The sequence below is a fragment of the Ferrovibrio sp. genome (assembly GCF_046297595.1).
Taxonomy (GTDB): Bacteria; Pseudomonadota; Alphaproteobacteria; order Ferrovibrionales; family Ferrovibrionaceae; genus Ferrovibrio.
This window is the reverse complement of sequence record NZ_JBKBHT010000013.1, coordinates 1-15,318: the sequence shown is the minus strand read 5'-3', so window position 1 is coordinate 15,318 and position 15,318 is coordinate 1. Positions and strand designations below refer to the sequence as shown.

General features: G+C 65.7%; 15 protein-coding genes. 10 read left to right on the top strand and 5 right to left on the bottom strand.

Annotation, left to right across the window (positions count from 1 at the left end):
• Together ACK4FJ_RS19900 and ACK4FJ_RS19895 are read right to left on the bottom strand one after the other, a co-directional pair.
• Positions 1-215, bottom strand: a 215-nt coding sequence (locus ACK4FJ_RS19900) for a GNAT family N-acetyltransferase (RefSeq protein WP_409768632.1), incomplete at its 3' end; no start/stop codon positions are given.
• Entirely contained in the window at positions 212-742 is a 531-nt protein-coding gene (locus ACK4FJ_RS19895) for a class I SAM-dependent methyltransferase (protein ID WP_409768629.1), read from the bottom strand. The genes ACK4FJ_RS19895 and ACK4FJ_RS19900, both read right to left, overlap by 4 nt.
• Before the next feature lie 94 nt (positions 743-836).
• On the opposite strand from ACK4FJ_RS19895, the gene ACK4FJ_RS19890 reads away from it, so the two are divergent.
• On the top strand, positions 837-1,256 hold the full coding sequence (locus tag ACK4FJ_RS19890) for a DUF1178 family protein (RefSeq protein ID WP_409768626.1): 420 nt from the start codon (positions 837-839) through the stop codon (positions 1,254-1,256).
• A 6-nt stretch (positions 1,257-1,262) separates the two neighbouring features.
• Here the strand turns inward: ACK4FJ_RS19890 and ubiG are convergent, their stop codons facing one another.
• Entirely contained in the window at positions 1,263-2,006 is a 744-nt protein-coding gene (ubiG, locus tag ACK4FJ_RS19885; protein WP_409768623.1) for a bifunctional 2-polyprenyl-6-hydroxyphenol methylase/3-demethylubiquinol 3-O-methyltransferase UbiG, read from the bottom strand.
• Positions 2,007-2,159: 153 nt separating this feature from the next.
• Here ubiG and ACK4FJ_RS19880 point away from each other — a divergent pair, with 153 nt between their 5' ends.
• The 8 genes from ACK4FJ_RS19880 (at position 2,160) to ACK4FJ_RS19845 (ending at position 12,176) form a co-directional block, all read left to right on the top strand.
• Positions 2,160-3,380: an aspartate kinase gene (locus ACK4FJ_RS19880; RefSeq protein ID WP_409768620.1), complete on the top strand. Its 1,221-nt coding sequence runs from the start codon at positions 2,160-2,162 to the stop codon at positions 3,378-3,380.
• A gap of 87 nt (positions 3,381-3,467) precedes the next feature.
• Positions 3,468-5,735 carry a phosphoenolpyruvate--protein phosphotransferase gene (ptsP, locus tag ACK4FJ_RS19875; protein WP_409768617.1) on the top strand — a complete coding sequence of 756 codons (2,268 nt, stop codon included), beginning with the start codon at positions 3,468-3,470 and terminating at the stop codon, positions 5,733-5,735.
• A gap of 65 nt (positions 5,736-5,800) precedes the next feature.
• A complete protein-coding gene (locus ACK4FJ_RS19870) occupies positions 5,801-6,946 on the top strand; it encodes a helix-turn-helix domain-containing protein (protein ID WP_409768614.1) in 1,146 nt (381 codons plus the stop codon).
• Positions 6,947-7,056: 110 nt separating this feature from the next.
• Entirely contained in the window at positions 7,057-8,211 is a 1,155-nt protein-coding gene (gene ispG / locus ACK4FJ_RS19865) for a flavodoxin-dependent (E)-4-hydroxy-3-methylbut-2-enyl-diphosphate synthase (protein ID WP_409768612.1), read from the top strand.
• 29 nt (positions 8,212-8,240) lie between these two features.
• Complete coding sequence (gene hisS / locus ACK4FJ_RS19860; protein ID WP_409768609.1) at positions 8,241-9,479, top strand: histidine--tRNA ligase; 1,239 nt, start codon at positions 8,241-8,243, stop codon at positions 9,477-9,479.
• Positions 9,480-9,483: 4 nt separating this feature from the next.
• The gene (gene prfA, locus ACK4FJ_RS19855; protein WP_409768606.1) at positions 9,484-10,572 is read left to right on the top strand and encodes a peptide chain release factor 1; all 1,089 of its coding nucleotides are present in this window, start codon (positions 9,484-9,486) and stop codon (positions 10,570-10,572) included.
• Positions 10,565-11,416 (top strand): peptide chain release factor N(5)-glutamine methyltransferase, encoded by an 852-nt coding sequence (prmC, locus tag ACK4FJ_RS19850; protein WP_409768603.1) that lies wholly within the window; start codon positions 10,565-10,567, stop codon positions 11,414-11,416. Before prfA ends, prmC begins: the two co-directional genes overlap by 8 nt.
• A 283-nt stretch (positions 11,417-11,699) precedes the next feature.
• Positions 11,700-12,176: a DUF4167 domain-containing protein gene (locus ACK4FJ_RS19845; RefSeq protein WP_409768600.1), complete on the top strand. Its 477-nt coding sequence runs from the start codon at positions 11,700-11,702 to the stop codon at positions 12,174-12,176.
• 97 nt (positions 12,177-12,273) lie between these two features.
• Here ACK4FJ_RS19845 and ACK4FJ_RS19840 read toward each other — a convergent pair whose 3' ends face one another.
• Positions 12,274-13,350: an alpha/beta hydrolase family protein gene (locus tag ACK4FJ_RS19840; protein ID WP_409768597.1), complete on the bottom strand. Its 1,077-nt coding sequence runs from the start codon at positions 13,348-13,350 to the stop codon at positions 12,274-12,276.
• A gap of 272 nt (positions 13,351-13,622) precedes the next feature.
• On the opposite strand from ACK4FJ_RS19840, the gene trxA reads away from it, so the two are divergent.
• On the top strand, positions 13,623-13,946 hold the full coding sequence (gene trxA / locus ACK4FJ_RS19835; protein WP_300298905.1) for a thioredoxin TrxA: 324 nt from the start codon (positions 13,623-13,625) through the stop codon (positions 13,944-13,946).
• Here the strand turns inward: trxA and ACK4FJ_RS19830 are convergent.
• Positions 13,943-15,262, bottom strand: a complete 1,320-nt coding sequence (locus ACK4FJ_RS19830) for a bifunctional folylpolyglutamate synthase/dihydrofolate synthase (protein WP_409768594.1) — start codon at positions 15,260-15,262, stop codon at positions 13,943-13,945. The genes trxA and ACK4FJ_RS19830 overlap by 4 nt on opposite strands.
• Positions 15,263-15,318 lie beyond the last annotated feature (56 nt).

Sequence of the window (15,318 nt, the reverse complement as noted above, 5' to 3'; positions counted from 1 at the left end):
GCCCAGACGCCATAACCGCGCCGCTCCCAGTGGTCGTTGAAATTGTGGATGTTGCTCTTGGCGCGTTCGGCGGCCTCGGCGCGCGGCAGGCCCCGGCCGGGCAGCATGTGGCGCATCACCGTATCGTCGGCATAAAAACGCGCCAGCGTTTCCCAGTCGCCGCCGGCAAAGCGCCGCAGCACCAGGCGCTCGGTTTCGATCCTCTGGCCGCTCATCGCTTGATCGCGCAGATGCGCTGCCGCATGGCGGGTTTGGGCAGGCTGTCCTCGCCCTGCTCGAAGGCGAGGATGTCGAGAGCATCGCGGCAGCGATCGAACAACTCGTTCTCGGCCAGCAGGAAATCCGGGCTTGAAGGTTTGCCGAAGCGGTCGTTGCCGCGCATGAAGGTTTCATACAGCAGCAGGCCGCCCGGCTGCAGCGCGGCGATGATCTGCGGAAACAGTGGCCGCCAGAGGTAATTGGTCACCACGATGGCGGCGAAGTGCCGACCGTCCAGCGGCCAGGGGGCGTTTTCGATGTCGGCCTGCAGCAGTTCGGCGCCGGCCGCATTCCGCAAATCCGCGACGCCGCTCAGGTCGCGGTCGAGGAACAGCGTGTTGTGCCCGGCCTGCAGGAACAGCCGGCCATGGCGCCCGCTGCCGCAGGCAAGGTCCAGTACGCAACCGGCATCGACTGCAACCAGAGGTGCGAACCGGAGGATCCAGGGCGAGGGCGGCGGACGGTCAGGCGCGGGTTGCCCCATCGCTTACCCCCTTGTTGCGCCTTTGTGACGGCACCATGTATAAACCACTGCCTCTTATGAAGGACTTGAGCCGAAGCCGAATCGACCGGTTGCCATGATCAAGTACGAACTCAAATGCCGCAAGGACCACGTCTTCGAGGCGTGGTTTTATGACAGCGCCACCTACGACAAGCAGGCGGCCGCCGGCAAGGTCGTGTGCCCGGTCTGCAATTCGCGCAAGGTGACCAAGGCGCCGATGGCCCCGCGCATCGGCAAGTCGAAGGGGGAAGTCGCCGCCGCCGAGGCCAAGGAAATGGCCGTGGCGATGAAGGCCCTGCGCGAGTTGCGCGACCATGTCGAGAAGAATGCCGATTACGTCGGCGACCAGTTCGCCGAGGAAGCGCGCAAGATCCATTACGGCGAGACCGACAAGCGCAACATCTACGGCGAAGCGACCAAGGAAGAAGCCAAGGAGCTGACCGAGGAAGGGATCGACGTGGCGATGATCCCCTGGGTCCCCAGAGGGGATGCGTGAAGGCGCTCAGGCGTCCTTCACCGCCACCATCATGTAATTCACATCGGTGTCGCCGCTGATGCGCCAGCGGTCGGCCAGCGGGTCGTAGCTCACGCCGGTCACATCCTGCATGGTCAGGCCGGCCTGGCGCAGGCCCTGGGCCAACTCGTGCGGCTGCACGAATTTCTTCCAGTCATGGGTGCCGCGCGGCAGCCAGCCGAGGATGTATTCCGCGCCCACGATGGCGAGCGCATAGGCCTTCAGCGTGCGGTTCAGCGTGGCGGCGATCAGCAGGCCGCCGGGTTTCACCATCTGGCCGCAACTGCTGAGGAAGCCGTTCAGGTCGGCCACGTGCTCGACCACTTCCAGCGTCAGCACCACGTCGAAGCGTTCGCCGGCGGCCGCCAGGGCCTCGGCGCTGGTGCAGCGGTAGTCGATGCCCAGGCCGGATTCGGCGGCATGGGCCCGGGCCACGCCGATATTGCGTTCCGCCGCGTCAGCCCCCAGCACGTCGGCGCCCAGCCGGGCCATCGGCTCGGCCACCAGGCCGCCGCCGCAGCCGATATCCAGCAGCCGCAGGCCGGAAAGCGGGGCGTCCACCGTGACGTCGCGGCCGAAATGGGCGGCGATCCGGTCGCGGATGAAACCCAGTCGCACGGGATTGAATTTGTGCAGGGGGCGAAACTTGCCCTGCGGGTCCCACCATTCGGCCGCCATGGCGGAAAAACGCTCGATTTCGGCGGGGTCGACGCTGGCGGCGGTCTGGCTCATGACTTCCCGGCAAAGGCTTGGTTGAAAACGGGTATTTTTCCCCCGGGTCGGCTTGCCTGGGGAGGGTCCCAAGAGTATTAAGTACCCGCCTTTAAACCGGCAAGTTCCGCCGGACAATTATCGACAACGGATCGGGAAACGGGATCGAGCGGCATGGCGCGCTTGGTGATGAAATTCGGCGGCACGTCGGTCGGCTCGGTCGACCGCATCAAGAATGTCGCGGCTAAGGTGAAGCGCGAGGTCGAGGCCGGCAACCAGGTTGCCGTGGTCGTCTCGGCGATGTCGGGCGAGACCAACCGCCTGGTGGACCTGTGCAAGCAGATCGACCCGGTGCACGACCAGCGCGAATACGACGCCGTGGTCGCCTCGGGCGAGCAGGTCACCACCGGCCTGCTTTCCATCGCCCTGCAGGCGCTGGGCGTCAAGGCGCGCTCGTGGCAGGGCTGGCAGGTGCCGATCCGCACCAACGACATGCATGGCAAGGCCCGCATCGAGGAGATTGACGGCTCGGCCATGCTGAAAGACATGGCCGACGGCGTGGTGCCGGTGGTGGCCGGCTTCCAGGGCGTCGGCCCGAACCAGCGCATCGCCACTCTGGGCCGCGGCGGCTCGGATACCTCGGCGGTGGCGCTGGCCGCCGCCCTGAAGGCCGACCGCTGCGACATCTATACCGACGTGGACGGTGTATACACCGCCGATCCGCGCATCGTGAAAAAGGCCCGCAAGCTGGATAAGATCACCTACGAGGAGATGCTGGAACTGGCCTCCCTCGGCGCCAAGGTGCTGCAGACCCGCTCGGTGGAAATGGCGATGAACCACCGGGTGCGGACCCAGGTTCTGTCGAGCTTTGCCGACCTTCCCGGCACGCTCGTAGTCGATGAGGATGAGATCGTGGAAAAGCAGATTGTTTCCGGCGTCACCTATTCGGCCGATGAGGCGAAAGTCACCCTGATCGGCGTGGCCGACCGCCCCGGCATCGCGGCCAACATTTTCGGCCCGCTGTCGGATGCCGGCATCAATGTCGACATGATCGTCCAGAACATCTCCGAGGACGGCAAGAAGACCGACCTGACCTTCACCATGGGTCGTGGCGATCTCGACCGTGCCGTGCAGATCCTGGAGAAGCAGAAGAGCAGCCTGGGCTGGGCCAAGCTGGTGCCGGACAAGAACGTCATCAAGGTTTCGGTCGTCGGCGTCGGCATGCGCAGCCATGCCGGCGTGGCGCATATCATGTTCAAGGCCCTGGCCGAGAAGAACATCAATATCCTCGCCATCACCACCTCCGAGATCAAGGTCAGCGTGCTGATCAGCGCCGATTACACCGAACTCGCGGTGCGCGCCCTGCACACGGCCTTTGGGCTGGATGCCGAATGAATGCGGGCCGCATGAACACGGAGGGCCGATGCGGGGAGGGCGCGCCACACCAGCCGCTCCGGTAATCGTTAGCGGAGGCCGGCTGTGATGCCGGGTCGGGCGCCGCCGCCCGGGCCGCGCGGCCTGCTGCGCCGTCTCCGCGAGGTGATGGCGGAAGCCGGCACCGTCGACGAACGCCTTGGCCGCGTCGTGCGCAACATCGCCGCCAACATGGTGGCGGAAGTCTGCTCGGTCTATCTGCTGCGCAACGACGAACTCGAACTCTACGCCACCGAGGGTCTGAATCCCGAAGCCGTGCACAAGACCCGGCTGAGGGTGGGCGAGGGTCTGGTCGGCGACATCGCCGCCAATGCCCGGCCGCTGATGCTGGCCGATGCGCAGACCCATCCGCAATTCGCCTACAAGCCGGAAACCGGCGAAGAAATCTATCACTCGCTGCTCGGCGTGCCGATCCTGCGCGACAACCGTGTGATCGGCGTTCTGGTCGTGCAGAACCAGACCCGCCGGCAATATGCCGAGGAAGAGGTCGAGGCGCTCGAGACCATTGCCATGGTCATGGCCGAGATGGTGGCGTCGGGCCAGCTCAGCGGCGGCGAGGAGTTGGCCGCCGTCAGCCGCGCCTCCACCATGCCGTTCCGCGCCGATGGCCGGCTGCTGTCGGAAGGCCTGGCGATCGGCGTCGCCGTGCTGCATGAACCGCGCATCCATGTCGAAAAGACCATCGCCGACGACATTCCCTACGAGAAGGATCGGCTGGATGCTGCCGTCGCCTCGATGCGCGACCAGGTCAACCGGATGCTGGAAGCACCCGACAGTGACATCGTCGGCGAAAGCCGCGACGTGCTGGAAACCTACAAGATGTTCGCCCATGACACCGGCTGGCTGGCCAAGCTGCATCAGGCGGTGGACTCCGGCCTGACGGCCGAGGCCGCCGTGCTGCGTGTGCAGGGCGACACGCGCCACCGCATGCAGGCGATCACCGATCCCTATCTGCGCGAACGCCTGGCCGACCTGGACGATCTGGCCAACCGCCTGCTGCTGCACCTGGCCGGCAAACCCTACCATTCGGCGGCCGAGAACCTGCCCGACAACGCCATTCTGCTTGCGCGCAGCATGGGGCCGGCCGAGCTGCTGGATTACGACCGCCGCAAGCTGCAGGGCGTGGTGCTGGAGGAGGGCTCCAGCGTCAGCCATGTCGCCATCGTGGCGCGCGCGCTGTCCATCCCCGTGATCGGCGGCGTCGAGGGCGTGATCGCCAAGGTCGAGCCGGGCGATACCGTGGTGGTCGATGGCGACCATGCCCAGGTTTTTGTGCGGCCGGCGCCCGATGTGGTTTCTGCCTTCCATCAGGGCGTGTCGCTACGCAAGGCACGGCTGGCGAAATACGCCGCTCAGCGCGAGGATCCGCCGGTGACGCGCGACGGCCAGCGCATCGCCATGCTGGTGAATGCCGGCCTGCTGATCGACCTGGGTCATCTGGACGAGACCAATGCCGACGGCATCGGGCTGTATCGCACCGAACTGCAGTTCATGGTGCGGCCGACCATGCCCAAGGCCGAGGCGCAGACCGCGATCTACCGCCGCGTGATCGAACATGCCGGCGACCGGCCTGTGGTGTTCCGCACGTTGGACATCGGCGGCGACAAGGTGCTGCCCTACCTGGTGAAATATCCGGAAGAGAATCCGGCCATGGGCTGGCGCGCCATCCGTCTGGCGCTGGACCGCCCGGCTCTGCTGAAGGTGCAGCTGCGCGCCATGCTGGACGCGGCGGCGGGCCGAACCCTCCATCTGATGTTCCCGATGATCGCCGAAGTGGACGAATTCCGCCGCGCCCGCCGGCTGCTCGACCGCGAGGTGCAGCGTCTGGTCAGTCTGCGCAAGCCGGTGCCGCTGAAGATCGCAGTAGGCACGATGCTGGAAGTGCCGGCGCTGGCCTGGCAGCTGCCGGCCCTGCTGCCGCTGGTGGATTTCGTCTCGGTCGGTTCGAACGACCTGATGCAGTTCATGTTCGCCGCCGACCGCGGCAACCCGAAACTGGCCGACCGGTACGATCCCTTGAGCCCGGCGATGCTCAGCTTCCTGCACTGGGTGGTGCAGCAATGCCATGCCGCCGCCAAGCCGATCACCATGTGCGGCGAGATGGGCAGCCGGCCGCTGGAGGCCATGGCCCTGCTGGGGCTGGGCTTCCGCCGCCTCTCCATGCCGGCCAGCGCGGTCGGTCCGGTCAAGGAAATGCTGCGTAGCCTCGATGTTCTCCGTTTGGCTGATTTTATGTCTAAGCTCTATGCCTCGCCCGACCACAGCATACGCGCCCAGCTAGAAGAATTTGCCCGGGAAAACGGGGTAATTGTTTGAAATAGCTGGTCTTGCCGGTCATTTGACGTAATATGTCAAAGGCGAACAAGGGTAGGCAATCCAGGATGAATGCCCAATCCGGCGAACAGGCGGCTTCGGCTGCAACGGCCGTAGCGAATGGCTACGACGGTGTCGGCCATAGCCTGAAAGTGGTGCGTGAACGGCGGGGCCTCGCCCTGGCGGACGTATCCGCGCGTCTGCGCATCCGCCGCCCCTATCTTGAAGCCATCGAGGATGGGCGGTTCGGCGAATTGCCCGGCGCGGTCTATGTCAGCGGCTTCCTGCGCCAGTATGCCGAATTCCTCGGCCTCGATCCGGATCAGATCCTGAAGAGCTACCAGTCCGAAGCCGATGGCCAGGTCCAGCGCGTGGTGCTGAATTTCCCACTGCCGCGCCCGGAAGAGCGGACGCCGCGGCTGTGGCTCGTGGTTGGCGCGCTGGTCGTCGCCGGCATCGTCTATGTGCTGTGGTATCGCAACCAGGAAACTCTGCGCGTGGGGCAGGACCTGATCCAGGCCGTGCCGGCCCGACTGGCCGATCTGGTGCCCAGCCCGCAGCCGATTGCCCCGGCCGTGATTCCACCACCTGCAGCGCCGACGCCTGCGCCCGCAATGCCTGCGCCGGCGTCGCTGCCACCGGCTCCGGCTATCGTGGCTTCCGCGCCGGCCGCATCGCCGGCCACCGAACCGGCCCCGGCCCCGGCGCCCGCCGCGCCTCCTGCCACGCCGGCAACTGCCGCTTCTGCGCCGGCGGTTCCTGCGGCTGTGCCGCCGGTCGCATCCGCACCTGATCCTGCACCGGCTCCCGCGCTGAGCCCTGCCGTCGAAACGCCGGCGGCAGCCCCTGCGGCTCCCGCCGCGTCGCCGGCCCAGACTGCCGATGCCGCCCCGCCACCTGCGACCACACCGTCCGCCCCTGCCAGTTTCGGTGCGGCCGATGTCGGAAATAGCCGGATTCGCGTCGAAGCCACCGGCCCGGCCTGGATCCAGGTACGCGGCCCGAACAACGAACAGGTATTCACCCGCCTGCTGAATGCCGGCGAACGCTACGTGGTGCCAGATCGCGAGGGTTTGACCCTGTTGACCGGCAATGCCGGCGCCGTGCGTATCGTCGTCGATGGCCAGCCCCTGCCGCCCTTCGGGGCCGAGGGCGAGGTCAAGCGCGGCATTCCGCTTGATCCCGAACGGCTGAAAACCGGCGGCCAGGGCTAGGTTTTCCGTCTGCCGTTACCGTCCCGCTGGCTTGTCATCGCGGGGCAAAGACGCCATGTTACGCCGCATCCGGCCCGCCATGAGCGGGGCTAGGACTTCAGGCAGCAGCAATGAGCATCCGACCGTATCGCGATATCCAGCGCCGCAAATCGCGGCAGATTTTCGTCGGCAAGGTGCCGGTGGGCGGCGACGCGCCGATCACCGTGCAGACCATGACGAATACGCTGACCTCGGATGCGGCAGCCACGATCGAGCAGATCCGGCGCTGCGAGGAGGCGGGTGCCGATATCGTCCGCGTGTCCTGCCCCGACGAGGATTCGACCAGGGCGCTGAAGCAGATCGTACGCGCCGCCCGCGTGCCCATCGTGGCCGACATCCATTTCCATTACAAACGCGCCATCGAGGCAGCGGAGGCCGGCGCTGCCTGCCTGCGCATCAACCCGGGCAATATCGGCAGCGCCGAGCGCGTGCGCGAGGTGGTGAAGGCGGCCAAGGACCATGGCTGCTCGATGCGTATCGGCGTCAATGCCGGCTCGCTGGAAAAGCACCTGCTGGAGAAATACGGCGAACCCTGTCCGGAGGCGATGGTGGAAAGTGCGCTGGATCATGCGCGCATCCTGGAAGACCACGACTTCCGCGAATTCAAGATCAGCGTGAAGGCCTCTGACGTCTTCCTCGCCGTGGCCGCCTACCAGGGTCTGGCCGAGGCCTGCGATTATCCGTTGCATATCGGCATCACCGAGGCCGGCGGCCAACGCATCGGCACGGTGAAATCTTCCATCGGCCTTGGCATGCTGCTGTGGTCGGGCATCGGCGACACGCTGCGCGTCTCGCTGTCGGCGCCGCCGGAGGAAGAGGTTCGCGTCGGCTTCGATATCCTCAAGTCTATGAACCTGCGCCATCGCGGCGTGAACGTGATTTCCTGCCCGTCCTGCGCCCGCCAGCAGTTCGACGTGATCAAGACCGTCGAGGTACTGGAACAGCGCCTGGCCCATATCACCACGCCGATGACGCTCAGCGTGATCGGCTGCGTGGTGAACGGCCCGGGCGAGGCGCGCGAGACCGATATCGGCTTTACCGGCGGCGGCAAGGGCTCGCACCAGGTCTACCTCGCCGGCCAGCCAGCGCACCGGCTGCAGAACGAGGATATCGTCGCGCATCTGGTCAGCCTGGTCGAAGCCAAGGCGCGCGAGATCGAAGCCGCCCGGGCGACGGACAATCGGGCGACAGACAATCCTTCCGAAGCGGCCGACGCCGCTTCCTAGCTTCCACCTTTCAACGACGGAGACTCGCCGTGGCCCAGTTGCAGCCCGTGCGCGGCACGCATGACATTCTGCCCGACGATTATGCCCGGTTCCGCCATGTGGTGGATACCGCCCGGCAGGCCGCGCTTTTGTTCGGCTATCGCGAGATGGCGACTCCGATCTTCGAATTCACCGAAGTCTTCGCCCGTTCGATGGGCGAGACGTCGGATGTGGTGTCGAAGGAGATGTATTCCTTCACCGACAAGGGCGGCGAAGGGCTGACCCTGCGGCCGGAATACACCGCCGGCATCTGCCGTGCCTTCATCTCCAACGGCCTGCAGCAGCACGTGCCCTTCAAGGCTTTCGGCTGGGGCCCGATGTTCCGCTTCGAACGGCCGCAGAAGGGGCGCCAGCGCCAGTTCCACCAGATCGACGTGGAAGTGATCGGCGCCGCCGAACCGCAGGCCGATGTGGAAGTGATCTCGGTGGCGGCCGAAATCCTGCGTCGGCTCGGCATCCTCGACAAATGCGTGCTGGAGCTGAACACCCTGGGCGATCCGGAAAGCCGCGTGGGCTACCGCGAGGCGCTGGTGAAGTATTTCTCCGGCCATGTCGACAAGCTGTCGGAAGACAGCCGCAAGCGCCTGGAGAAGAATCCGCTGCGCATCCTCGATTCCAAGGACGAGGGGGATCGTAAACTGGTGGCCGATGCGCCGCTGATCCAGGAATACCTGACGCCTGCTGCGCACGATTTCTTCGCCGCCCTGCAGGATGGCCTCGGCGCTGCCGGTGTGCCGTTCAAGGTCAGTCCGCGTCTGGTGCGTGGCCTGGACTATTACACCCACACGGCGTTCGAGTTCACCACCGACATGCTGGGCGCCCAGGGCACCGTGCTGGCCGGGGGGCGTTATGACGGTCTGATCGAACAGCTTGGCGGCAAGCCGACGCCGGGCATCGGCTGGGCCGGCGGCATCGAACGTCTGGTGCTGCTGTCCGACCCGCAGCCGGCATCACCGCGCAGCGTGGCGATCATCCCCATCGGGGCCGCCGCCGAGGCCGAGGCCGCGAAACTGGCGGCCGAACTGCGCCGCGCCGATGTGGCGGTGGAACTGGCCTATGGCGGCAATGCCGGCAAGCGCTTCAAGCGCGCCGATAAGCTGGGCTGCTTTGCCGCCATCGTGATCGGTGACGATGAACTGACGCAGGGCGCAGTGAAGCTGAAGGACCTCAAGAGTGGCGAGGAAGTCACGCTGCCGCGCGATGGCCTGCTGGCGAAGCTGAAAGCCTGACGCCATGGATGTTGCGGGCCTGCCCGAGGCCAAGCTCGACAAGGTGATCGAGCGCTACGAGATGCTGCAGGCCCAGATGTCGGCCGGCGGCCTCGCCGCCGATGCCTTCGTCAGGCTGTCGAAGGAATATGCCGAGATCGAGCCGCTGGTGCAGGGCATCAACGATTGGCGCCGGCTGCGTCGCGAGGTGGCCGATCTGGCCGCCATGCGCGACGATCCGGCCTCCGACCCGGAAATGCGCAGCCTGGCCGAGGCCGAGTGGAAGCAGGCGCAGGCGGCTTTGCCCGAAGCCGAGCGCCGCGTGCTGATCATGCTGCTGCCCAAGGACGAAGCCGACGAGAAGAACGCCATTCTGGAAGTGCGCGCCGGCACCGGCGGCGACGAGGCCGCTTTGTTTGCGCGCGACCTGTTCGAGATGTATCGCGGCTATGCCGACAAGCATGGCTGGCGTTTTGAAGTGGAAAGCATTGCCGATACCGAACTCGGCGGTTTCCGTGAGGCGATTGCCACCATCACCGGCCGCAGCGTCTTCTCCCGGCTGAAATTCGAATCCGGCGTGCATCGTGTGCAGCGTGTGCCCGATACCGAAACCCAGGGCCGCATCCACACCTCGGCTGCCACGGTGGCGGTTTTGCCCGAAGCCGAGGATGTCGATATCGATATCAACGAGAACGACCTGCGCATCGACGTGTATCGTTCCTCGGGCGCCGGCGGCCAGCATGTGAACACAACCGACTCGGCAGTGCGCATCACTCATATCCCGAGCGGCATCGTGGTGGCGCAGCAGACCGAGCGGTCGCAGCACAAGAACAAGGCCAAGGCGATGAAACTGCTGCGCGCCAAGCTCTATGAGGCCGAGCGCGAGAAGCTGGCTTCGGCGCGGGCTGCCGACCGCAAGGGCCAGGTTGGCTCGGGCGACCGGTCGGAGCGCATCCGCACCTACAATTTCCCGCAGGGTCGCGTCACCGACCACCGCATCAACCTGACGCTCTACAAGATCGAGCAGGTGATGACCGGCGAGGCGCTCGATGAAGTGATCGAGGCGCTGATCGCCGAGGATCAGGCCAGTCGCCTGGCCGAGCTGAATGCCTGACATCGCCGGCCTGCTGCTCGATGCCACGCGGCGGCTCAAGCAGGCCGGCATTGAAGGTCCGCGCCGCGATGCTGTGCTTCTGCTGGCCGAGGCCGCCGGCCTGAGTCCTGACCGCGTGCGGCTGCAGCCCGAAACGATGCTGGCGCCGGATGTCGCGGCGCGGTTCGAAGCATTGGTGCAGCGCCGGCTGGATCGTGAACCGGTATCGCATATCCTCGGCCGTCGCGAATTCTGGGGGCTGGATTTTCATGTCAGCCGCGATGTGCTGGATCCACGGCCGGATTCCGAAACACTTGTCGCCGGCGTGCTGGCGATGGTCGTTGATCGCAATGCGCCGCTGCGGATCGTGGATTTTGGCACAGGCTCGGGCTGCCTGTTGCTCAGCCTGCTGCATGAACTGCCCAATGCGACCGGCCTTGGCGTCGATGCCTCGCCGGCCGCGCTGGCGGTGGGGCAAGGCAATGCCGAGCGTCTCGGTTTGGCCGGCCGCGCCGACTTCCGGCAGGGCGACTGGGGCGCAGGCATCGATGGGCCGTTCGACGTCCTGATCTCGAACCCGCCCTATATCGAAAGCGCCGTGGTGCCTGGACTGGCGCCTGAAGTGGCCCGGCACGAGCCCCATCTGGCGCTGGATGGCGGGCCGGACGGGCTGGCTGCCTATCGGCGGCTGATTCCCGATCTGGCGCGGCTGGCGCAGCCGGGCAGCCTCGCCGCGCTGGAAGTCGGCCTGGGGCAAGATGCCGCAGTTTCCGCTCTGCTGGCCGGTGCCGGATTTGCCGGTATTGCCGTATTGCCGGACCTTGCTGGGATCGGCCGGGTCGTGACCGGGCAAAAATCCCTGTAATTTCCCGGTAAAAAGGGGTTGGCAGCCGCAGCCGCCCCCCTTATCTTGAGATTCGGGATGACGCGGTCCCAAGGAAGCACGCCCAAGGCATTGATCAGGCTTTGATCAAAGGGGTGAGTTAGCCGGGGGCGGATAAGGCAGGCAGCGTCATCGCCTCTTCGACTGAAACCGGGTTTGGATCCGATCGAGAGGCCGACCGTATGGCGCGCGGATATTTGAACCACGCGATACGGTGCGCAATGAGCCTGATGCGCGATTTGCTGAAAACAAGCGAGATGAACCTGTGAACAACAAGAATCGTCAACGTGGTGGCCGGCCCCAGGGCCGTAGGCCGCATGGTGGTGGCGGCGGTGGCGGCGGCGGTGGCGGCGGGATGAATAATTCCCACCGCAATTTCGACTCCAATGGTCCCGACGTCAAAATCCGCGGCACGGCCAATACCATCTTCGAGCGCTACTGCCAGCTCGCCCGCGATGCCAATGCATCCGGCGACCGGATCGCGGCGGAGAATTACCTGCAGCATGCCGAGCATTATTACCGCATCATGCTGGCCCAGGGCGTGACGCCGCTGCAGCGTCAGCAGCAGGCTGGCCAGCAGGCGCCGCAGGCCCAGCAGAGCGGCAACCAGCCGCAGTCCCAGCCCGCGCAGGCCCCCGCCGCCGATGGCGAGCAGCCGAGCCTGGAAATGGAGCTCGAGGCGGCTCTCGATCCGAATGCCGAGGCACAGCCCGGCGAGCGCGACGAGGCGACAGCGGCCTGATCCTGTTGCTGCAACCCTCAGCGTAGAACGTAAAAGTAAAAAGGCCGCCGGAAATTCCGGCGGCCTTTTTAATCGGTCATGGGTCGATTGCTGCCGGTCAGTTGCCCGGCGGAGCATCCTGTTCGGCCATGGCCCAGAGCGCCTCGTCGGCAATGGTAAGGGCACGGATCGGCAGCGTCTCGGTTTCCGGCACCACCGGTGCCAGGGCGATATCGATCTCCAGTTCCTTGTCCAGCAGGCCGCGGTCGCCGCCCAGATGGCGTTCGAAGAAATCGACCGTGCGGGTGATGCTGTCTTCCTTGGCATCGCCGCGGAAGGTATGGCCCTGGCCCTTGTAGATTTTCACTTCGTGCTCGGCGCCGATCTCATCCAGCAGGCTGGCCAGTTCATAGGCGCGCCGCACCGGCACGGTGGCGTCGCGGTCTCCGTGCAGCACCAGGGTTGGCGGCATGCGGTGCACGCCACGGCGCTGCACCTCGGACGGCATCGCTCCCACCACGTTCACCACCGCCTGGATGCGCTGATCGCGGCTGCCCAGGCTGAGTGCGTGGAACCCGCCCAGCGACAGGCCGAACACGCCGATCCGCTCAGGATCGACATAGGCCTGCTTCTGCACGTAGGAGACGGCTTCGGCGATCACCCGCTCGCGTTCGTCATGCAGGGTCGGCGCTGCCTTGCTGACCTGCGGGATGCCATCGAAATAGTGGATCACGAAGGCATTGATGCCGCGCTCGGCCAGTGCCTTGGCCGGGGGGTAATACAGCGAGCCATCGCCCAGCCCACGCGCGCCATGCAGGATCAGCACGGCCGGCGCCCGGCCATCGGGACCCAGCAGATCGGTTTCGGCCTTCACTACATCAACCCGCACGCGGCGGCCATCGATATTGAAGCCATTGGTGTTTTCCGCTTCTGCGGCACGGCGTGCGCCTTCGGCGGATTTCTGGCGGCGCGGGGTGGCCTTGGCGGGTTTGGCATCCGGCTTCGGCGTCACGGCGGCCTTGGTGTTGCCGGCTCGCGGCTGGGCCTGCACGGCGACGGGAGCCATGGCGATACTGCCCAGGAACAGCGCAAGCGCGAAAATACGGCAGGCCCGCCGCAGGGCATGGCCCATCAGCGCCCCGGCATCCACCAGCAGCTTGGCGTCCAGCAGTGTCGTGGCTTTGCCACCGGCCATCGATCCCCCGTTAAGCCTCTGTTGAACCTTTTTGGCGGGTGCGGCCCGCCGAGCTGTTACGAGTTGTAACAAGTGCCCGAGGGGCTTGTCCACCCCTGATTCGCCGGAGGATTGTCCGGTTTTTCAATAAAATCATAGATTTGCTGTATTTTGCCCACCCGCTTGACGCTCCGGGGGTGTCTTTCTACCTTTAGCCACCGTACCGGAATCGCCCGTAGGCTTCGTTTGGCCGGGCCGGCCCGGTCCCTCCCCATCCCAACGAGGATTCCCGCATGTCCGCGCCCACCAAAGTTACCGATGCCTCCTTCGAGAGCGATGTCCTCAAGTCCTCCAATGCCGTGCTGGTCGACTTCTGGGCCGAATGGTGCGGTCCCTGCAAGCAGATCGCCCCGGCGCTGGACGAGATCGCCGGCGAGATGGCCGGCAAGCTGACCATTGCCAAGGTCAATATCGACGAGAACCCGATGACGCCATCGAAGTTCGGCGTGCGCGGCATCCCGACCCTGATCCTGTTCAAGGACGGCAAGCCGGTTTCCACCAAGGTCGGTTCGATGCCCAAGAGCCGCATCCTGGAGTGGATCAACTCCGCGATCTAAGCGTTTTCCGAGAGGATCCGGCCCGCCAGATAGAGCGAGCCGGTGATGACAACACGGGCCGGAGCAGATGCTGCTTCGGCCCGTATCGTTTCGGCGATCTGCCGCATCGCGGCTGGGGCACTTTCCGCCGGCGCGGCATCCAGGCCCACGCTGCGTGCCGCCACAGCGAGATCCTCGGCCGACAGCGAATTGATCTCGCCCGGAATGGCGATGCAGCGTGCACCGCGCATCAATGGCGCCAGCGGTCGCAGCAGGCCGGCGGCGTCCTTGGTGTTCAGCATGCCGGCCAGCAGCCAGGTTGGCTTCGACGGCAGGGTTTGCAGCGTTTCAGCCAGTGCCGCGCCGGCCATGGCGTTATGGGCGCCGTCCAGCCACAACTCGGTGCCCGGCGGCAGCAGGTCGAATAACTGGCCCTTGCTCAGACGCTGCATGCGCGCCGGCCAGTCCACCTGGCGCAGGCCGCGTGCGATGGCATCCGGCGGAATATCGAAACCGGCTAGATTCCGCGCGCAGGTCACGGCCGTTCCGGCATTGATGATCTGGTGCGCGCCCAGCAGGGCGGGGCGGGGCAGGTCGAGTTCCTGATCCCCCTGCCGCCACAATATGCCGTTTGCGGTTTCGCGGATGTCCCATTCAAGGCCGTGACGGATCAGTTCTGTCTTGCAGGCCGCCGCCTGCCCCGCGATCACGGGCATCGCCTCATCAGGCTGCGGCCCTACCACGCAGGGCACGCCGGGCTTGATGATGCCGGCCTTGGCTGTAGCGATCTTTGCGATGGTGTCGCCCAGGAAGGCGACATGGTCGATACTGATCGGCGTGATGGCGGTGAGGCGCGGCTGCGGGATCACGTTGGTTGTGTCGGCGATGCCGCCCAGGCCGGTTTCCAGCAGCACCAGGTCGGCCGGAATTTCCGCAAACGCCAGGTACGCAGCCGCCGTGGTGATCTCGAAAAAGGTGATCGGCTGGCCGGCATTGACGCGTTCGCAGCGCTCCAGCAGGGCAATCAGTTTTTCATCGTCGATCAATGTGCCGGCTAAACGGATGCGCTCGTTGAAGCGCACCAGATGTGGCGAGGTATAGGCATGCACGCGATAACCGGCAGCCTCGGCCATGGCGCGCAGGAAGGCGGTGGTTGAACCCTTGCCCTTGCTGCCGGCCACATGGAAGACCGGCGCCAGGGCGAGATGCGGATCGCCCAGCTTTGTCAGCAGGGCGCGGATGCGCTCCAGCGAAAGGTCGATCGCCTTGGGATGCAGCGCCATCAGGCGCTGCAGAATGGAATCCAGTTCAGCGGCTGCGGGGCGCGGGGGCGCCATGGGGAATCTCACCGGTCGGCGGGATTTCCAGGCCCGGACGCGGCAGCGACACCACA